A 20006-nucleotide genomic window follows, 5' to 3' on the forward strand; every position below is an offset into this window, starting at 1 on the left:
TCTTTCTGTATAATTTTGTTGTGGTGACTTAATTTTATCAGAAGTGGTCCTTATTTTTTTATAAAAAAAATTTAAAGCCGGTGAAATTTTACTGATCGTAAAATTTCACCGGCTTTTTAGTTTAGAGATGGGTTTTGTCCCAGCCTCTTTTTTTGTTTTACATACAAGGTGAAGTGAATGCTCGACATTTCAGCCGTTAAATTGGATGGGAGAGTCAGAGTGACGGAAAGCAGAGCTAGGGCGAGGGAAAGAAGAGCCARGGCGACGGAAAGCAGAGCTAGGGCGACGGAAGGAACTCGGATCGACGGAAAGCAGAGCCAGGGCGACGGAAAGAAGAGCCAGGGCGACGGAAAGAAGAGTCAGAGCGACGGAAAGCAGAGCTAGAGCGACGGAAAGAAATCAGAGCGACGGAAAGAAGAGCCAAAGCGACGGAAAGAAGAGTCAGGGCGACGGAAAGAAGAGCCGGAGTGACGGAAAGAAGAGCCAGGGCGACGGATAGCAGAGCTAGAGCGACGGAAAGAACTCGGAGCGACGGAAAGCAGAGTCAGATCGACGGAAAGCAGAGTCAGATCGACGGAAAGAAGAGCCAAGGCGACGGAAAGAAGAGCCAAGGCGACGGAAAGAAGAGCCAAAGCGACGGAAAGCAGAGCCGAGGCGACGGAAAGAAATCAGAGCGACGGAAAGAAGAGTCAGAGCGACGGATAGCAAAGCTAGAGCGACGGAAAGAAATCAGAGCGACGGATAGAATCATCAAAGTCGTGGATAGAGCGGCCGAAATCGTGGATAGAACCATCAAAGTCGTGGATAGAGCGGCCAAAATCGTGGATAGAATCATCAAAATCGTGGATAGAGCGGCCAAAATCGTGGATAGAACAGCCCAAATCGTGGATAGAGCGGCCGAAATCGTGGATAGAACCATCAAAGTCGTGGATAGAGCGGCCAAAATCGTGGATAGAACCATCAAAGTTGTGGATAGAACAGCCCAAATCGTGGATAGCCCCGAGTGACGGAAAGAAGAGTCGGAGCGACGGAAAGAAGAGCTAGAGCGACGGAAAGAAGAGCCAGAGTGACGGATAGAATCATCAAAGTCGTGATAGAGCGGCCGAAATCGTGGATAGAACCATCAAAGTAGTGGATAGAGCGGCCAAAATCGTGGATAGAATCATCAAAGTCGTGGATAGAGCGGCCAAAATCATGGATAGAACCATCAAAATCGTGGATAGAACCATCAAAATCGTGGATAGAACAGCCCAAATCGTGGATAGAACCATCAAAATCGTGGATAGCCCCGAGTGACGGAAAGAAGAGCCAGAGCGACGGAAAGAAGAGCCGGAGTGACGGATAGAATCATCAAAGTCGTGGATAGAGCGGCCAAAATCGTGGATAGAATCATCAAAATCGTGGATAGAGCGGCCAAAATCGTGGATAGAACCATCAAAATCGTGGATAGAACAGCCCAAATCGTGGATAGCCCCGACAGAGCGACGGAAAGAAGAGCCAAAGTGACAAACAAAGCTATAGAAACAACAGTAAAATACCATTATGCCTTATCCCAACATTTTAAGTAGCACCTCTTTAATAGGAGGTGCTACTATTTTTATACCGCTATTGTTTCCGAAAGCGAAGCGATAGCATCGAAATCTCTTCTAGTCATGGAGTTCAGAAGTACTTCTATAAAATCTGGCCTTTGAAGGTTGAACATTAAAAATTAGCAGTATCGTTGCTACTACAAACATAATAATGGCGGCAGAGACAACAACATATCGAATAGATATAATTTCAGCTGCAACTCCAAAGGAGGCAGTGATGATAATAATGAGCAAGGCTTCTACAATACCGTAAATACTTACTATTCTCCCCATGCTATCGACAGGAATATTGCTTTGATAAAAAGTATGGAAACCGGTATTGGCAAAGGCCATTGCAAAGGACAAAATAAAGCATCCTAAAGAAGCGATAAGAAATGTGTAAGAGGATGTGAAAGTTAAATAGCCTAATGCCGTTATTAACGAACCCATTCCTATTAACCAAGCAGTCGGCACTTTTTCAACGATGGCTGTATTCATTAAAGAACCAACTAATATTCCAGCACCTGCTATGCTCACTAAAACACCGTATTCACCTTCAGATAATGAAAGTACTTGGGTAGCAAAGGCAGCTTCTAAAGAATCTGTCGCTGTCATCATGACAATCATCGCACTGAATAATAAATAGATCATCATAATATAGGGATTTTTAAGGCTAAATCTAATAACGAGCTTCCAATCATCCAACAATATCTTGTAGGAGAATTTTCCATCTACCTTATTAGTCAGTTGTTGATTGGCTTCAACATTAGGCATACTTAATGTAATACAGGCAGATAAAAATAGAGCAATGGCATTCAAGTAAATTGCCATATTAGGCGTTCCGATCGTAAACAGCAGTCCTGCAATGGCTGGCCCGGTTACGAATGCGCCAGAATCAAGTAAGCTTCGAAGGGCGTTAAAACGTTTTCTTTGTTCAGTGGGTATTAATTTCGTAATGTAAGTCATGGAAGTCGGATGATACATAGAACTAGCCATTGTGATAACAAAGACCATGAAATATATCCAAGTCAACGTAGAGAAGAAAGGTAGTATGACAAGTAGTAAAGATTCGAAAAGATTGAGAACAATCATGAGATATTTTTTATTTAAACGATCTATCAAACTACCTGACCAAAAATTTGCAAAAAGTGTAGATGACGCTCTAACGATATACAATCCGGACACAGCTATAGCTGACCCTGTAAGGTTTAAGACAATAAGATTTAAAGCTATAAAATATATCCAGCTTCCAACGCTGGACACACCAATACTAAACAATAATATTGCCGGATAACGCCACGCCTCTAATAATTTATTCATGCTCATATAAATCCCTCCTAGTAGTTATGACAAGTAACTAAAACAGAAAAATCCCACCCCCAAGACGATTTGTCTTAGGGACGAGATTGTGGAATTTATACTCACGTGGTGCCACCCTAGTTCACTATTATGTCGCCATAATAGCCTTTTCAGTACGGCATAAACACTTATGCTTATACTGTTACTCTGTAACGGGAGTTCCCGTCGCACCATCATTCAAACAGAAATCCAATGCGCTACTCCGAGACTTGTTTCAATAATTCGTTCTTACTCGTTTTCAGCAACCCGAGCTCTCTGGGAAGAACAGCCTTATTTACTCTTCTCTTCAATGTATTTTCGATAGTGTAGCATATGTTTGTATTTTTAGTAAAGTGTTGCTTTTATGAATATTTAGATAAACAAAGGGGATATATTTGAAAACATATAAGCTAAAAATCAAAAGGACAAAAAAGCCAGTAACCTTTCATTTCAATATAAAAGGTTACGGCTTGTTTCTTAAAAAGAGGTGAATAATGGACTCTTGCTATCTATTAAGTTTTGCTAAAATAATAATTTATCCAAAATTATCTATGGGGGCATAGATTTACACGGATATGAAGCTATGCGTCAGGTAGAGAATTTATGGTATTATTTTAGACTTTGATGGAAGTTGAAGAAACAAATATAAAATTTGTAGGTTTATCTGTTTTATTAAACCAGTTGTGGGGTATAGTTGAATTCATATGAATACTATCTCCAGGAAAAAGATCATATTCTGTATTATCGAGAATGATAGTCAAGATTCCATCGGTGACATAAATAAATTCCTGTCCTTCATGAGAAAAAGGAGTTTCTCGTTTGTCCCCAGGCAATAAGGTTACTAAAATTGGAACAAATATAGGATTTGAAACATCTCCAGAAAGGTCCGAGTAAATAAACGATGATTTATGTTCCGATTGTCTAAAAGCCCCACGTCTAATCATATCTTTGTCCATTTGTATTGAATCAGGAAAGAAATAACTAGGACTAACATCGAGAGCTTCAGATATTTTGCGCAAGGAGTGTAATGTAACGGAACAAAGAGATCGTTCTAATTGAGATAAAAAGCTTATAGATAAATCTGTTTTTTCAGAGACTTCCTTCAATGTCATTTTTTTTGACTTGCGAAGTCTTTTTATTAAAATTCCTATATCTTTATCCATTTTATCTACCTCAAATATAGTTTTATTGTGATAAAGTATATAAAATACTTAAGTTCTTGTAAAGTTGTGGAAGACTTTGGGTTTTGTAGTTTTTGAGATAAAGGTGAATGGACATTTGAAAATGAGGGATGAAAAGTCTCGAATTCAAACGAGCTCAAAGTGAAAAATATTCAAAAAACATTGAATTTTCAGAAATGAGATGTATAATATATGTAAACTCTTTACATTGCTCAATTTTTATTGTGATTTATAAAGGTTCATATTTTTTTAAATAAAAATTTAAGTGACATTTAAATTTTGGTTTGGTCTTTTAATAGATTTATCACCAAAATTTAGTACAAGATGATTGAAAAAGTGCTCAATCAAAACGGAAATAAATAAATTTTTTTGAATAAAAATTTAAGTGATATTTAAATTTTAGAATTAAATTGAAGCTTAGGTGATTTACAAGTTTACCAATTATATTGGAGGGAAGAATTATGGAATTCAAAAAAATGTTTACTACGATTGATCTTCATGTGTCAGGAGAACCATTGCGGGTAATTACTGGAGGTTTACCAGAAATTAAAGGAGAAACGCAGCTAGAAAGACGTGCTTATTGTATGGAACATTTGGATCATATTCGAGAAGTACTAATGTATGAGCCAAGAGGTCATGATGGCATGTATGGTTGCATTATTACTCCACCAGCGACCAAAGGTGCAGACATAGGTGTGTTGTTTATGCACAATGAAGGTTGGAGTACAATGTGTGGCCATGGCGTTATTGCGGTGGTGACGATGGCTATTGAAACAGGCATGATTGAGGTAAAAGATGAAAACGATAAACTTATCATTGATTGTCCTTGTGGGCCTGTAACGGCGTATGCAAAGTGTAGCGGAACTAAAGTAGAGTCTGTTTCCTTTGAAAATGTTCCTTCTTTTGTCTATAGAAAAGATTTTCCGATTAAAATTGATGCTCACGAATTTGAAGTAGATATTTCATACGGCGGTGCTTTTTATGCCGTGGTTGATAGTGAGAGAGTTGGCCTAAAAGTGAACAACAAAGATTTATGGGATTTGCAAGTATCGGGTGACAAAATTAAACATTATATCGAAAGTCAGATTGAAGTAAGACATCCATATGAAGATATAACAGGGATTTATGGTGTGATTTTCTCGGATAATCCAAAAGACAGAAATGCTGATTTGCGAAATGTCACAATCTTTGCTGACAAACAGGTTGATCGATCCCCATGTGGTTCGGGTACTGCTGCAAGAGCAGCTACTTTATACGAACGTGGCGTACTAAAGGAGGGGGGGAGTTTTATTCATGAAAGTATAACGGATGGACAATTTGTTGGTGAAGTACTTTCATTGGCGACAGTTGATGAATTTAAAGCTGTTATTCCAAAAGTTACTGGGAATGCCTTTATCACAGGTTTCCATCAATTTGTGATTAGTCCGGATGATCCCCTTAATAGAGGGTTTTTATTGAAGTGAATTTGCTGCTGATTGTGCATCCAATTTAGTATTCTAAAATTAAAATAAAGTTAGAAAAAAGGTGGAGAATTATGTTAGTTATAAGTGCTGATGAACAAAAAAGTTTAGTAGATATGAATGAGATTATTGAATGCGTGGCTGTTGCATTGAGGGAATTTTCGGCAAATAGAACTATTACACCAATCCGCGCCGCTCTGCCTTTTAATAACGACCAAAATACAGCATTGATTATGCCTTCTGTAGCTGAAGAACTTAGTAGTGTTGGATTAAAGGTAGTAACAGTAGCTCCTAATAATAAAGAATTAGGTAAGAAAACGATAACTGGAGTGGTAATGCTATCAGACTTCAAAACTGGGGAACCAATTGCACTTCTAGAAGGTTCTTATTTAACAATGATTAGAACGGGTGCTTTATCAGGTGTGGCAACGAAATATTTATCCCGTGAAGATTCAAAAAAGTTATGCATTATCGGCACAGGAGAACAAGCAAAAGGTCTAGTTGAAGCTATATTAGCTGTGCGAAATATTGAAGAAATTCTTCTTTATAATAGAACGGAACAAAAAGCCCATGAGTTTGCTAAGTACGTTAGAAATAAATTCGATAAGCATGTACAAGTCTATTCAGATCCGAATGAAGCGGTACTTAAAGCTGACATTATTGTTACGACAACCAATTCTTCCACACCGGTTTTTTCTGAATCGTTAAAGCCTGGTGTTCATGTGAATTCGGTTGGTTCATTCAGACCTACAATGCAAGAATTACCATCTCATGCTCTTTCTTCAGCTCAAAAAGTAGTAGTTGAATCCATAGAAGCAGCCACAGAAGAGACTGGTGACATAATAATTCCAATAAATGAAGGAGTCTTTAATTCAGACGATATCTTTGGAGAGCTCGGACAAATTGTAGCCGGAAAATTAAAAGGAAGAGAAAGTTCTGAAGAAATTACTCTATTTAAATCTGTAGGATTAGCAATTGTAGACATTGTCGTTGCAAAATATTTTTACGAAAAAGCTATTAAAAATAAGATGGGAACTAGTATAAACCTTTAAGTTATAGTTAAGTGTCATTTAAATAACTAAGTTGATATGGAACTATCAAGATTTTGAAATATTTCAATTGAGTCCATTTTTGGCTCATTATTATAACGTGGGGTTGATTTCCGTTCCAACTGGGCGCTTTCCTGGGGGTGCTCAGTCTTCACTCCAGTTCAACGTATGTATGGTATACGTTTTAACAAAAATGGCATCCTTTATTATGGTAATGGATTGTTTTTTTACGCAAAAATTTAAGTGACACTTAAAAATAATGAGGATTAATACAGATAATCAAATATTGTGAATATAATTGACTGAATTTTTAGACTTCGGCGGTTGGAGAATAAGGAGGTGTTTGCATGAAATGGTGGAGGAAGCAAAAGCTATATGTAAAGATTTTCATCGGTGTATTAATTGGGGTTGTGTTAGGTGTTACCTTCGGACCTAAAGTTGCCATTTTAAAACCTATCGGGGACGTTTTTATTCGTTTGTTACAAATGCTCATCGTTCCACTGGCCTTTTTCAGTATTGTATCAGGTATTACTAAGCTTGAAGATATTAAAATGTTACGGTCTATTGGTGGTAAAATAATGTTTATTTATATATTTACCACTTTGTTATCGACAATTATTGGTGTTGTTACTGCCCTGTTGATTAGGCCTGGTAAAGGAGAGATAGGACTTCTTGGTAACACAGAAACCATCGAGCGAGAGGAATTTAGTTTTCTTGATAATATTGTTCAATGGTTTCCGTCAAACGTTGTTCAAGCAATGTCAGAGACAAATATGCTTCAAATTATAATCTTTGGTATTTTTGTCGGAATTGCAATGGTTCTTCTTGGAGACAAAGTGAAGAGAATGAAGGAATTAGCTCATGAAGGCGCAAATTTAATGATTAAAATTGCTGAAATTGTTATTAATTTTGCCCCTTATGGAATTATGGCATTAATCGCAAACGTTATCGGTACACTTGGGTTGGGGGTAGTAATCGAAGTTGGTCGATATGTATTATCAGCTTTTATCGGTTTTTCTATTATTCTCTTAGTTGTATATCCGATTATGTTAAAAGTATTGGGGAAAACCAGTCCATTATTCTTTTACAAGCAAATAAGTCCGGCTATGTTAGTAGCTTGTAGTACAACATCAAGTAGTGCAACACTTCCCGCAGCGATGGACGTTTCAAGAGATGGGCTTAAAATACCAGAAAATATATATGGTTTTACGCTTCCACTTGGCGCCACACTTAATATGAATGGATTAGCATCAACATTAGGTGTTCTATCTGTGTTCGCAGCAAATCTATACGGTCTTCCTATTACATTTAGTATGATTTTACAAATTGCTTTTTTAGGAGTTGTTCTTGCAATGGGGTGCGCGGGAGTGAAAGGGGCGGATGTCGTTACTGCATCACTATTACTTTCTACAATGGGCCTTCCGCTTACGATAATACCAATCATTGCGGCTGTTTCTCCAATTGTAGATATGGGTAATACCGTTGTCAATGTTACTGGTGATATAGCAGGAACACAGATTGTTCATCAGAGAAACCCTGAATACTCAAATGGGGAGTTTCAAAAAGTCTAAAAGTGGCTTGAGCCTTATATTAATGGGCTCAAGCTGTATTTTTTATCGCCTCTAAAAAGTGTTCCGATAAATTTCAAAAACATTCCGATAAACGATGAAAATGTTCCGATAAATTCAGAAATTATACCGATAAATCCTGAAAAGGTTCCGACATTCTTATTGAAGATAAGCTTTAAGCTCTGTTAATAGTGACTGACAAATGATGACTGACTCAACTGTATGATTTGTTATTTCAAGAGAATGGTCAGCATTTTCTACAATAGCTAGCTCATATGAAGAAAGTTGTTCTAAACTTTCTTTTGAGTAATGAGGGTCAGCTGTACCGATTGCTAGAAATGCCTGCTTACCAAGCAAATTTTTCATAACATGTTCAAGTCCCAGGAGCGGTGTTAAAAGTACGTAACGAGAAGAAACAGGTGAAGACTGCTGCATATAAAAATCTGTGATAGGTAATGTTCCGAGTGATTTTCCAATGTATACAGCTTCCGTATAAGATTTTTTGCTTAAAACATATTCTACAATAGGATTCGAGGCACTATAAACCATTGCTGAAATAGCTTCTGGTTCCTGCTTAAATTGCTGTGGATCAAATGCATAGCATACTTGTACTACATCATAGCCAAGCTCTAGCATCAGCTCAGTGGAATAATAAAGAAGTGGTTTTTCATACGTATAGCCTGTGCCAGAGAACATAAAGCACACCTTATCACTAGTGCTATCAAAGTAATTGTATGAGATCCCATTGTATTGTTCTTTTACTAATTTGATTTTCATGGAAATACCCCCATTTATTCCTTTTTTATTTTATAATCTTACTATAACAAGGAGGGGGAAATTTATGAAGGCTGTGATTATTAATGAGTTTGGTACTTCTGATGTTTTAAAGTACGTGGAATGTCCAAAGCCTACTATTTCAGCGGGGGAAGTATTAATACGTACATCATACACGAGTGTGAATTTTGCTGATATTAAAAATAGAACAGGTAATAAAGCAAAAGCAAATTTCCCAATGATACTCGGTTTAGATGTAGCTGGTGTAGTTGAAGAGGTTTGTGAGGGGAACAGTAATTTTAAAAGGGGAGACCAAGTTATTGCATTCCCGAAAAACGGAGCCTATGCAGAATATGTGGTGGCAAAAGAGCAGCTCGTCTTTAAAGTTCCGAATGATGTCCCTTTGGAAAAGGCGGCCGCGGTGCCAACGGTTTTGTTTCTATCCTATCTTTTGACACATCAAATCGCTCCAATTAGTAAAGATGATAGCGTATTAATTCATGCTGCATCTGGTGGGGCAGGGACAATGCTGATTCAAATGGCGAAAAAGCTAGGCGCCAAGAAGATTATTGGTACGGTTAGCGATATGAAAAAAGCGACAATTGCCTATGAATTAGGTGCCCATCATGTACTGACATACGATGATTTTAGTGCTCAAGTCAATGAATATACAGATGGTCATGGGGTTAATATTGTTTTTGACTCAATTGCTGGGAATATTACGGAAGAGAGCTTTAACTGTTTAGCCCCGTATGGAACGCTAGTGCAATTCGGGAATAGTGGTGGTAAAGCTGGAAATATAAAAACATCTGATTTACATAGTAGCTGCCGTAATGTGAAAGGCTTTAGCTTAGGAACGACTCGAGCTTCCAAGCCAGAAATGCTACAACAAGTTGCACAGGAGATGTTTGCATTATTGAAGGATGAAAGTTTCCAAGTACCAATTGCTAAGACCTTTAAATTAGAAGACATGCAGAAAGCACATGATTTAATGGAAAGTCGCCAGCATCAAGGGAAGATTTTAATTCAAATATAAAATAATCAAGCCTGGTATAGATACATGAGTAATACTATTACACAAACAACGCATCCAAAATGATGACTCTGATATGTACTATCGGAGTCATCATTTTTTGATTTATAAAAAGCTTTTCAGGATGATTGCCAAACAGTAGCCAGTGACACGATGCCTTCATTGATTTGCTCAAGGGTTAGCCCACCATAGCCCATAATGACCTTAGCGTGTTTAGAGCCATGCTGATAGGAGGTTGAACATGGATAGACTTTGATTCCCACCTCCTCGGCCAGTCTGATTGCCTCCTGTTCAGTAAGCCTTTTGGATAACTTCATAACAATATGTAGTCCAGATTTTTCGCCAATAACTTCGAATTCATTAGAAAAATTTGCGTTAATCGCTGCTAGTAGAGTTTGGTGTTTTTTACGATATATAGTGCGCATTTTTGCTAAATGCTTATCGAAAAAACCTTGAGCAATAAAATCGGCTAACACAAGCTGATCTATTTTAGAGACAACAGATTTTTGCTCCTGATTAAATAGCATAAATTCTTCGACTAACGATTTAGGCAAAATCATATAACTAATACGCAGAGATGGGATAAGTGTTTTTGAAAACGTTCCGAAATAAATAACACGTTGCAACTGATCCATTTTTGCTAAAGAGGGGATAGGGAGCCCCTTATAACGAAATTCTGAATCATAGTCATCTTCAATAATATATGCCTTCTCAGAAGTAGCCCATTGCAGAAGTTCTGCACGGCGTTCAACCGGCATGACCATCCCAAGCGGAAACTGGTGTGCGGGTGTTGTGTATAACATGTGGATGGATTCTTTCGGTATGGATACCCCTAAGTTATCAACAGGAATAGCATGAGTCGTTAATCCACATTGTTGCAATGTTGCACGTACTCTTTTAAAGCCAGGCTCCTCTAAACCGACATGTGCTTTTTGGCCAAAAAAGTGACAGAGAGCTTGAAGTTGATTTTGTGTACCACTATAAACAAACACCTGCGATGCCTCACAAGTAACGCCTCTGGAGCGTTCAACATAACGAGCGATTTCCGTCCGCAATATAGCTTCTCCTGGCCAAGGACTCGTCGTTAAATTATCCACATTGAAGTGCTTTTTCAACAACTTATGCCAGCTGGAAAATGGAAAAGCCTCCTTATCCACATGCCCGTTATTAAAATCAAATTTTATAGTATATGTAGTTAATGGTTTAGCTGTGGATATGTGATGTTTTTGCTGCTGTCCCCATTCAAATTCAAAGGGCGCTATAAAATAGCCGGAGCGTTCTTTACTATAGATATAGCCTTCAGCTAGTAATTGCTCATAAGCTTCCTTAATTGTATGGACACTAACGTCAAGCGTTTTAGCAAGTGTGCGTTTAGAAGGCAATTGCTCATGGGCCATCAGTTTCTTTCTTAAAATGGCTTGTTTTATTTCTTCGTAAATTTGCACGTACTTCGATGAATCTTCCGTAAATGAGATCGATAATTCCAAAATGTTGCACCTCCTGGTATGGTGTGTTTTTTGAAAATTGGTTCTATCTATCATATCAGGATTATCGTTAAATATTAAAAAAGGAGTGAAGAAAATGAATTTTGTAGCATTAGAAAATGAGGTTGTATTACTTAAGCCGTTAGAACATGAGGATATGCAAGGTTTATTAGAGGCTGCAAGTTATCCAGAGATTTGGTCACATATGTCCACAACTATAGAAAAAATGGGCGATGTGAATAACTTTGTGGACAAGGCATTAGAAACAAAACGTGAAAAAACAGAGTTCCCATTTGTAATTGTGGATAAAAAATCCGGACAAATCATCGGCTCGACTCGGTTTATGGATATTGATGAAACGCATAAACGGCTTGAAATAGGTACTACATGGATCTCACCTGCTTTTTGGCGTACAGCCATTAATACGAATTGCAAATATTTATTATTACAATACTGCTTTGAGGTATTAAATCTACAGCGTGTTCAAATTAAAACAGATCATGAAAATGTGCGTTCACAAAGGGCAATTGAGCGTCTAGGAGCAACGAAGGAGGGAGTCCTACGTAATCATATGGTGCGTAAGGACGGAACAACACGCCATACTGTGATGTACAGCATTACTCTACAAGAATGGTCACATGTAAAAAGACGTTTGCAGCAGTTACTATTGGGATAAAGAAATTATTATACTAAAAAAAGAATGGTCATTAGTCGACCATTCTTTTTTTATAAATAAATCCAGCAGCAATCCAAGTTGCTAGTGACCAAACAATGATTGAAGCCATTGGAATAATGACATCCATTGTTGTGTAGGATCCTTCTAAAGCTTCAGCTAATAGTACTAATTGAGAGCTTGGTAACCATTCAGCAATCTTTAAAATCGGACTAGCAGAAGATAAAGCTAGTGCAAGAGGGCCGAATGAGAAAATAAGGATAACAGGTAATATGATAAGAGATCCTTCCATAACCGTTTTAGCGAATAATCCACATAATGTTCCTATTGCAATATAGAACACAGTCGAAAGTATTAAAGCAATAGCTAAGATGAAAAGATTAGCTGGGCTATAGCCAACAATGAAAATAATCAATGCTACAATTACCATTGTAATGATAAAGACAAACAAGCTTTTACCAATTAAAATATCACCAAGTGAAGCAGGGGAAAGCATGAGACTACGAAGTGTATTTTTTTCTTTCTCTTCAGCAATTAGACAGCATTGTACATAGGTAGTTACCATAGAAAATGCTATATTAATTGAAAGGAAATAGGTTGCGATAGTAGCTGAGCCCGATTTACTATATAAAAATGCTAAAAAAAGTGGCATAAGTACCATAAGAGATACCGCATAGTTACGTGAAAATTCCTTATAATCCTTTATTAAAATAGCCTGAATACGTGTCATTGAAATGTTCATACTAAATCACTCCCTGTTATTTGCATAAAAATATTCCCTAGTGTTGGCTCGTTCATATATATACGAGAAACTTCGTTAGATTGCATCCAATGAAACAGTTTTTCAGCATCTTGTTCTCCAGTTTGAATAACTTCACAAGCACCATTTTTTAATTCAACTGTAATAGATTCATCACCGAACTCTTTTTTCAAATCCTTTGGCGCACCAATTGCTCGGATTTTACCTTTATGTAAGAAGGCTACACGATCACAAAGTATTTCGGCTTCACTCATATCATGTGTTGTTAAAAATATTGTCGTACCCATCTCGTTTAATTTACGCAAGCCATTATAAATGTGCTGGGTATTAACAGGATCGAGTGCAGAAGTTGGTTCATCTAAAAATAATAATTCTGGTTTATGCATGATGGCACGTGCAAGCGTAACACGTTGCATCATTCCTTTAGAAAGTTGACTAATTTTCTTTTTACGATCACCGTATAAGTTAACAAAATCCAACGCCTCTTTTACGGCTGATTTAGGTAATTGATATAAGTTACTGTATAGTAATAAATTTTCCTCGATTGAAAGTCGCGTATATAGTCCGCTATTATCTGTTAAAATACCGAAGCGTTTACGATTGTAACTTTGCTTCATCTCATTTGCCGGACGGCCAAACAATAAAACGTCGCCAGCAGTTTTTTCAGTTTGTGCTGTTAATATTTTAATAGTAGTAGTTTTTCCGGAGCCGCTAGGTCCAAGAAAGCCGAATATTTCTCCTTTTTGAATGGTAAAGGAAACATCCTGTAATGCTACTTCCTTATTAAATGTTTTTTTCAAATGCTGAACATCGATTACTGCGTTCATTTGAAAACCTCCCTGTGTTGTTGTTGATGTCTCAACTATAAGGGACAATGAAGATAACAACATTAAATTACAGGTGAAAGGCAGTAAAATGACTATTAGCGGAGAAATATTTCAGCTGACAGGAGTCGTTTATTTCCTGGGAAATCTACTAAATTCCGAGTATTTCCTTTAAATCTGCGAGCTTATTTTTCGACAAAGGTACTACGGTCTTTTCGTTGCTATTTAAGGCTAGGCTGTAGCTATTGCGAGTCCACGTAATGATTTCCCGTACTTTTTGTAAGTTAACGATATATGAGCGATGACTTCTAAAGAAGCCGAACGGTGTCAATTTTTGCTCAAGATCATTTAATGATAATGTACATGGATAGGCCTCACCTGCAACATATAGTGAAACAACACCCTCAACACTTTCGATAAAATCAATTTCAGGGGGATTAAATAAAATGATCTTATCATTTTTCTTTGTAGGGATTTTATCAAGTCGAATCGGTACGTTTTCTTGAGAGGGGGAAGCCGTTTCTGTATCATCCTCTTTAACATCTAATGCATGTATGCCCATTGTATCTAGTCTATGTACTTCTGTACTCGAAATAATTAAATCCTCAAGATTGTTAGATAATAAAATGACTGTTTTATTTTGTTGTTGAAGGGCATCCAATAACTGAATGACGTTTTGCTTGGAAAACTCATCTAGGTTTTGGAATGGCTCTTCTAAAACATGTATCTGTGCCGGATCGAGATATGTATGAATCAATTTTAAACGTTGCTTTTCTCCATTCGAAAGCTTGCTGATTTTAATGCTTTTTTTCTCCGTTAAAGCGAATAATTTTAATAAATCCTCCATCTTTTCAGAAGAAGCATTGAAAAGCTTTAAGCAAAAATTGATATATTCTCGAACTGTCAGTCGCTCATACAAGGCGTTTTCACGAAAATGTGTATACGTATTACTTTGCTTCGAAAACCATTGTGATAATGTATGTATTTTTGACACATCCGTATAGATGCCGATAATAATACCAGGCTGCATAGATAGGTGAAAGTTTGGATAAATTACATTTCCTCCTTCTATATAAGGGTCAATAATTATGCTTTCAATTTGGTTCATTACTTAGTCCTCCTTGTTTAATATCGAAAAATTGCGAGATTTCAGCCTGTGATTGTAAATAACTTCCATAATTATAGTTTGGATTATTGGAGTCCATAAAACCATGCTGACCTAAGTATTGTCTCGTGTGAACAGCTGGAAATGTATCGAGTGTTTCTTTTAATTCATGGACATTAAAGCTTTTCTCATGACTTGGTAAAATAACAAGTGTCGGACAAGAGGGGTTTACATCTAGGTATTGGCGAATGCGTGAACCATAAACGCAAACGACTCCTTGTAGTGGAAGCTCTGATAGTCTCCAAGCTAATGTTGCACCTACACTAAATCCGATTAACAGCACTTCATCATAATGTGCACTAGCTTCCAATATTTTTTCAGTTAGTCTTTCCAGGGGAGCATCAAAGCCAACTTCATTTATGAAATACTCATAGGCTTGCTGCTCTTGTTCATATGGAAATATTCTATTGTCTAAATATAAAGAACTGCACTCAACAGTAGTGTTGCCGTTACTGTATGCTTCAGCTTGCATTTTTATAAAATCATTGACGCCATAAATCTCATGTAGAATGAATATTTTCCTTTTCATGTTGACCTCATTTTTGCTTTTTTCAATAGTGTACTAAAAAGTAATCATATCGTATATTTTGTGATTGATTTCATTGTTTCGATAATTAATTCAAAAGCCCAAAATTAAAAAATCCGCGCAGACTTATGTGGATCTGGATTTGACCACAGAAAGCGAGGCGGATTTTTTTGTTGATATATGCCTTTATTTCATTACTTTAGACATAAAACCCTTCATTTCCATACTAAGCGTATTAAGCTCATCAATAATTTCACTAAAGTCCTGAACAAGTTGAGCCTGTTCATTTGTGGCACCATTTATTTGAGTCATGTTTTGCTGTAAACTTTCAAGATTATGATTGATGCTTCGAAGTGAAGATTCAATGTTATCAGTAGCAGTAGTTGTTTCAGTAGAAAGCTTACGAACTTCTTGTGCGACTATATTAAATCCGGCACCATGCTGGCCTGCTCGTGCTGCCTCAATCGATGCATTTAAGCCAAGTAGATTGGTTTGACGAGAAATACTTTTTATTAAATCGGTAATACCATTTGTTTTTTCAGCATCCTCTAAAGCAAATTGTGTCTGTTTATTAATTTCCTCACTAGTTGCAGCTAGCTCTTCTGAATGAGAGGCAATTGTATGTACTTTATCCTGTAGGTTTTGGATAATATCATTCATAGTAACAATATATTTCTCCATTTGGAGAGAATGATCAATAGGTAATCCAAATGCTAGCGCACCTACAATGTGCCCATTTTCACGAACGGGAAAAGAAAATCCGTTAAAATCCACACCATAAACCTCTTTTGGTACAGGTGCATCAGTACTTTTGCCTTTAAGTGGGAGATGTAAAATTACATCACCTGGGAGAATTTTTTGTCCAATTTTATAACCAGAATCTATCCGTTTCCCAGGTAAATATGCAATAATACTCTCACTCTCTTTATCTACTAATCCAATCATGGCCTCGCCCTTCATAGCTAAATGAATGTAAGGCATTGACATTGATAATGCTTCCAGAATATTCATAGTAACCTCCTCGGTATATGTAAGCCCTGTTAAATTGGGGCATAATCTTGCTCTTCTGAAAAACGCTATAGTAATACTTCTTTAATTGTATGAAAAACGGAAGAGAATAAAAAGACTATCTTAATACCATTATCCTTTTAAATTTGCGAAATCCTATATTTAATTTTTAAACAGGGATTGGATTTGTATAGTTACGAATTTTGCATGCGCGGTAATCATGGTGTATATGCCATAAAACTTTGCAGAAAATAATAAGGTATTAGGTAGTATGGATTTTTTTCTTTGCCATATTTAAAAAAGAGAAAGTTTATCACATTGCCGGAGCATAGTTTACTTTTTAGTGATTCTTTCGCAAAACCTTAACATAGCTTTCTCTTTTTTGGACAACCTAAACTAGAAATAATAGCATGAGGTGATGATCATGAAAATAGAAAGGTCGTCCGAATGGGAAGAAGGCTTTATCAATAAACTGAATGAACTTGAAAAATGGGATAGCTGGACATTGTACAAGATGAATTATGAAATTGTGAAAATGAAGTTAATTCCTGATTTCACAGGTTTACAGGCGACAAAGTATTTACCAAATTTAAAACCGCTTAAGCACCAGTTAGAAGCAGCTGAGACAGTCATTCAACGTATGAACGGTAAAGCGATTTTAGCTGATGAAGTAGGTCTTGGTAAAACAATTGAAGCAGGTTTAGTTTTAAAGGAATACTTAATTCGAGGACTCGTGAAAAAAGCTTTGATATTAGCTCCAGCATCTCTTATTAATCAGTGGGTTGAAGAATTAAATATAAAGTTCCACATTCCGGCAGTGGCTTATAAAAAAAATGTTCAGATTGAGCGCCATGATGTCCTTATTATGAGTATGGATACGGCAAAGAAAAGTCCTCACAAAGAGCGTATTTATGAGCAGGATTACGACATGATAATTATCGACGAGGCGCATAAACTAAAAAATCATAAAACACAAATTTATGAATTCGTACAAAGCTTAAAGAAAAAGTTTTGTTTATTATTAACGGCTACACCGATTCAAAACGATGTCTTTGAATTATTTTATCTTATTTCTTTACTTAAGCCTGGTCATCTTGGCAATTATGATACATTTCAATCTGCATTCTCGGCAAGTAAGCATGATTTAGAGCATGATGATTATTTAAAAGAATTAGTGAATCAGGTGATGGTGAGGAATAGGAGAGAGGACACGGGTATTGAATGGACAAATCGCCGTGTTCAAATTATTCCGATCCAATTTACGAAGGAAGAAGAGGAAGTTTATCAACTGCTCGGAATGCTTCAAAATACAGCCTCATTTTCAATGATTACATTGCAGAAGGAAATGTGTAGTAGCAAGGAAGCAACAGGTTTAACATTAACTAAAATGCTTGAAGAAAATGCGCAACCACAAGAAATTGAAGAAATACTAGCAAAATTAATGGCCTTAGAAGTAAATTCAAAGGCAAAAAAGACGCTTGAAATAGTCGAACAGGCTAAGGATAAAGTGATTATTTTTACAGAGTATAGAGCTACTCAAATTTACTTGCAATGGTATTTACATTCTAACGGTATAACGAGTGTCCTGTTCAACGGTAAATATAATAAAAGTAAACGTGATTATATGAAGCATCTTTTTAAGGAAAGGGCACAAGTTCTAATCGCGACAGAGGCAGGTGGCGAGGGGATTAACCTTCAATTTTGCCATCATGTCATTAACTATGATTTGCCCTGGAACCCTATGAAGCTAGAGCAACGAATTGGGCGTGTACATCGATTAGGGCAAGAGCATGATGTTCATATTTATAATCTGGCTATTGCCAATACGATTGAAGAGAACATATTAGCATTACTTCATACGAAAATTGATGTGTTCGAAAAGGTAGTAGGCGATTTAGATGCGATTCTATCTAACTTTAAAGAATCTGTATAGTGTGAGGGAGAAGGACCATGTATCCACAGCAAGTTCATAGTTATTTACGCCAATTTTTTAATGAAAATGATTGCCCTATATTAGGAGAAGACCATCATTATCTTACTGTACAATTAACCGTTGATATCGATAAAAGAATAATGAATCGACCTTTTTATTGGCAATACGTCGAAGCTACAAACAGTGAGGCAAATCCAGCTCAAGTAACTTTCATTACAAATCAAACAACATCAGCTGGGGGCCTTTATGGCGAAGCTATTCATTTTGGTTCTCCGAGAATGAACCAGCTTTTTCAAGCAACAAGGGAGCTAGGAGCTTATGTTCAGCTTTTTGAAAAGGTGGATAATGAAATAGGGCAAGTTATCCTAACTCCTTGGCTTGGTGTTAATTTTAAAGTGTCGTATTGCTGCGATCGAACGAAAGAAACACTTTATTCATTTGGCATAAACTTGCTAACTGGGATCATAAAAGAGGAATTTCAAGAGACGATATGTACATCTGAATTTGACACTGTTCCGGCAGACAATGCTTTTCATGTACAATATATCATTAAGCCTCTTAGAGCACTCGAAAGATTACATGCTACTATTGAAAAGATGATTGAACGTGATGACCATTCATGGGCTACTGAAGCAAAAAAACGATGGCAGCATGATCAGCGAGTACTTGATTATTTTTATGAGGAAGAAGAAGATAAGCCGGAATGCTATGACATTGAAATGAAGGCATTAGAGGAACAATACGATACAAAAATTAAAATAGAAATTATTAATGGTGGATTATTTTATCTTTATTAAACGAGGAGCTGTCCTAATAGTAGGGACAGCTCCTTTACATTTAATTTTCTTCAAAAATACTTTGTAATTGTGCCAGTTTATTATCCCAAAATAAATCAAAGTATTGTAGCCAGTCTTCAATTTCTTTTAGTTTTTCGGCATGTAATGTGTAAATTTTTTCTCGTCCCTTTTTCTGAGCAGACACTAGTTCAGCTTGTTCTAAAATTTTTAAATGCTTTACGACAGCTGTTCGGCTTATAGAAAAATTCTCGGAAATCAGTGAGATCGGTTTATCACTTGAGGCAAGTAGCTGTAGGACATGACGTCTTGTTGGATCAGCGATTGCTTGAAAAACATCATACTTTACAGCAAGCTGTGTCATTGTGATTCCTCAACCGCCGCTTTTAATTTTTGGTCGACAATCATTATCCAGCCGCCATCCATAATTTTTCGAATAGCTTCAGCAGGCATGTTGGCTTTAGGAATGATATGTGAAGCTTCTTTCCAACCACCATGTGTTAACGTGAATTCAGTTTGCCCACCAATTTCTTTCAGTTCAAAAGTGACAAACCATCCATCTGTATCCCATGCAAAACGAACAAAATGTGGAGCATCTACTTGTTCTACGCGACATGGTGAAGGACCAAACGGTGATTGTATTGTAAATTCATGACCTTCAACTGGCTTAAAATCATTCGGCATAAGCCAAGAAGCAATCTTTTCAGCGTCCGTTACTGTTTCCCATACTTTTTCAATCGGTGCATTGAGTGTAACTGTTTTAACAATATTCTCTAGTTTTTCAGTCATTTAAAATGAACTCCTTCACATAAAATATAACCTTAAGGTGTTATGAATATATAACACCTTAAGGTTATATGTCAATAAT

22 protein-coding genes and 1 other annotated feature are annotated in these 20006 nt (G+C 36.8%); of the genes, 7 read left to right on the forward strand and 15 right to left on the reverse strand.

Going from position 1 to position 20006, the window contains the following annotated elements:
• Positions 1-277: 277 nt before the first annotated feature.
• The 6 genes from AC1DCY_RS22985 to AC1DCY_RS23010 form a co-directional block, all read right to left on the reverse strand.
• Entirely contained in the window at positions 278-424 is a 147-nt protein-coding gene (locus tag AC1DCY_RS22985) for a hypothetical protein (protein WP_477353816.1), read from the reverse strand.
• Between the two features lie 80 nt (positions 425-504).
• Positions 505-708: a hypothetical protein gene (locus tag AC1DCY_RS22990; RefSeq protein ID WP_477353818.1), complete on the reverse strand. Its 204-nt coding sequence runs from the start codon at positions 706-708 to the stop codon at positions 505-507.
• 2 nt (positions 709-710) lie between these two features.
• Complete coding sequence (locus AC1DCY_RS22995) at positions 711-986, reverse strand: hypothetical protein (RefSeq protein WP_477353820.1); 276 nt, start codon at positions 984-986, stop codon at positions 711-713.
• 96 nt (positions 987-1082) lie between these two features.
• Positions 1083-1541, reverse strand: coding sequence for a hypothetical protein (locus AC1DCY_RS23000; RefSeq protein WP_477353822.1), 459 nt, complete (start codon positions 1539-1541; stop codon positions 1083-1085).
• Positions 1542-1646: 105 nt separating this feature from the next.
• Positions 1647-2894, reverse strand: a complete 1248-nt coding sequence (locus tag AC1DCY_RS23005) for an MFS transporter (RefSeq protein WP_477353824.1) — start codon at positions 2892-2894, stop codon at positions 1647-1649.
• A gap of 67 nt (positions 2895-2961) precedes the next feature.
• Positions 2962-3226, reverse strand: a binding site (T-box leader).
• Positions 3227-3520: 294 nt separating this feature from the next.
• On the reverse strand, positions 3521-4069 hold the full coding sequence (locus tag AC1DCY_RS23010) for a helix-turn-helix domain-containing protein (protein WP_477353826.1): 549 nt from the start codon (positions 4067-4069) through the stop codon (positions 3521-3523).
• A gap of 479 nt (positions 4070-4548) precedes the next feature.
• Here AC1DCY_RS23010 and AC1DCY_RS23015 point away from each other — a divergent pair, with 479 nt between their 5' ends.
• From AC1DCY_RS23015 to AC1DCY_RS23025, 3 genes are all read left to right on the forward strand, one after another.
• Positions 4549-5550 (forward strand): proline racemase family protein, encoded by a 1002-nt coding sequence (locus tag AC1DCY_RS23015; protein WP_477353828.1) that lies wholly within the window; start codon positions 4549-4551, stop codon positions 5548-5550.
• 71 nt (positions 5551-5621) lie between these two features.
• Positions 5622-6599, forward strand: coding sequence for an ornithine cyclodeaminase family protein (locus AC1DCY_RS23020; protein ID WP_477353830.1), 978 nt, complete (start codon positions 5622-5624; stop codon positions 6597-6599).
• Positions 6600-6943: 344 nt separating this feature from the next.
• Positions 6944-8167 carry a dicarboxylate/amino acid:cation symporter gene (locus AC1DCY_RS23025; RefSeq protein WP_477353832.1) on the forward strand — a complete coding sequence of 408 codons (1224 nt, stop codon included), beginning with the start codon at positions 6944-6946 and terminating at the stop codon, positions 8165-8167.
• 156 nt (positions 8168-8323) lie between these two features.
• Here AC1DCY_RS23025 and AC1DCY_RS23030 read toward each other — a convergent pair whose 3' ends face one another.
• Entirely contained in the window at positions 8324-8941 is a 618-nt protein-coding gene (locus AC1DCY_RS23030; protein ID WP_477353834.1) for a hypothetical protein, read from the reverse strand.
• A 64-nt stretch (positions 8942-9005) separates the two neighbouring features.
• On the opposite strand from AC1DCY_RS23030, the gene AC1DCY_RS23035 reads away from it, so the two are divergent.
• On the forward strand, positions 9006-9974 hold the full coding sequence (locus tag AC1DCY_RS23035) for a quinone oxidoreductase family protein (RefSeq protein WP_477353836.1): 969 nt from the start codon (positions 9006-9008) through the stop codon (positions 9972-9974).
• Between the two features lie 116 nt (positions 9975-10090).
• Here the strand turns inward: AC1DCY_RS23035 and pdxR are convergent, their stop codons facing one another.
• Positions 10091-11458: a MocR-like pyridoxine biosynthesis transcription factor PdxR gene (gene pdxR / locus AC1DCY_RS23040; RefSeq protein ID WP_477353838.1), complete on the reverse strand. Its 1368-nt coding sequence runs from the start codon at positions 11456-11458 to the stop codon at positions 10091-10093.
• Positions 11459-11552: 94 nt separating this feature from the next.
• Between pdxR and AC1DCY_RS23045 the strand changes: the two genes are divergently transcribed.
• On the forward strand, positions 11553-12131 hold the full coding sequence (locus tag AC1DCY_RS23045) for a GNAT family N-acetyltransferase (protein ID WP_477353840.1): 579 nt from the start codon (positions 11553-11555) through the stop codon (positions 12129-12131).
• 31 nt (positions 12132-12162) lie between these two features.
• On the opposite strand, the gene AC1DCY_RS23050 is transcribed toward AC1DCY_RS23045, so the two are convergent.
• From AC1DCY_RS23050 to AC1DCY_RS23070, 5 genes are all read right to left on the reverse strand, one after another.
• A complete protein-coding gene (locus AC1DCY_RS23050) occupies positions 12163-12870 on the reverse strand; it encodes an ABC transporter permease (protein WP_477353842.1) in 708 nt (235 codons plus the stop codon).
• Complete coding sequence (locus AC1DCY_RS23055) at positions 12867-13715, reverse strand: ABC transporter ATP-binding protein (protein ID WP_477353844.1); 849 nt, start codon at positions 13713-13715, stop codon at positions 12867-12869. The genes AC1DCY_RS23050 and AC1DCY_RS23055 overlap by 4 nt, the downstream gene beginning before the upstream one ends.
• Positions 13716-13863: 148 nt before the next feature.
• Complete coding sequence (locus AC1DCY_RS23060) at positions 13864-14820, reverse strand: LytTR family transcriptional regulator DNA-binding domain-containing protein (protein ID WP_477353846.1); 957 nt, start codon at positions 14818-14820, stop codon at positions 13864-13866.
• Positions 14807-15406, reverse strand: a complete 600-nt coding sequence (locus AC1DCY_RS23065) for a dienelactone hydrolase family protein (protein WP_477353848.1) — start codon at positions 15404-15406, stop codon at positions 14807-14809. The genes AC1DCY_RS23060 and AC1DCY_RS23065 overlap by 14 nt, the downstream gene beginning before the upstream one ends.
• 183 nt (positions 15407-15589) lie before the next feature.
• On the reverse strand, positions 15590-16414 hold the full coding sequence (locus tag AC1DCY_RS23070; RefSeq protein ID WP_477353850.1) for a methyl-accepting chemotaxis protein: 825 nt from the start codon (positions 16412-16414) through the stop codon (positions 15590-15592).
• Positions 16415-16829: 415 nt separating this feature from the next.
• Here AC1DCY_RS23070 and AC1DCY_RS23075 point away from each other — a divergent pair, with 415 nt between their 5' ends.
• A complete protein-coding gene (locus AC1DCY_RS23075; protein ID WP_477353852.1) occupies positions 16830-18344 on the forward strand; it encodes a DEAD/DEAH box helicase in 1515 nt (504 codons plus the stop codon).
• A gap of 17 nt (positions 18345-18361) precedes the next feature.
• The gene (locus tag AC1DCY_RS23080; protein ID WP_477353854.1) at positions 18362-19141 is read left to right on the forward strand and encodes a YqhG family protein; all 780 of its coding nucleotides are present in this window, start codon (positions 18362-18364) and stop codon (positions 19139-19141) included.
• 40 nt (positions 19142-19181) lie between these two features.
• Here the strand turns inward: AC1DCY_RS23080 and AC1DCY_RS23085 are convergent, their stop codons facing one another.
• On the reverse strand, positions 19182-19502 hold the full coding sequence (locus AC1DCY_RS23085) for an ArsR/SmtB family transcription factor (RefSeq protein ID WP_415731643.1): 321 nt from the start codon (positions 19500-19502) through the stop codon (positions 19182-19184).
• Positions 19499-19927, reverse strand: a complete 429-nt coding sequence (locus AC1DCY_RS23090) for an SRPBCC family protein (RefSeq protein WP_477353856.1) — start codon at positions 19925-19927, stop codon at positions 19499-19501. The genes AC1DCY_RS23085 and AC1DCY_RS23090 overlap by 4 nt, the downstream gene beginning before the upstream one ends.
• Positions 19928-20006: the final 79 nt, after the last annotated feature.

The sequence above is a fragment of the Lysinibacillus sp. 10T31 genome (assembly GCF_056394365.1).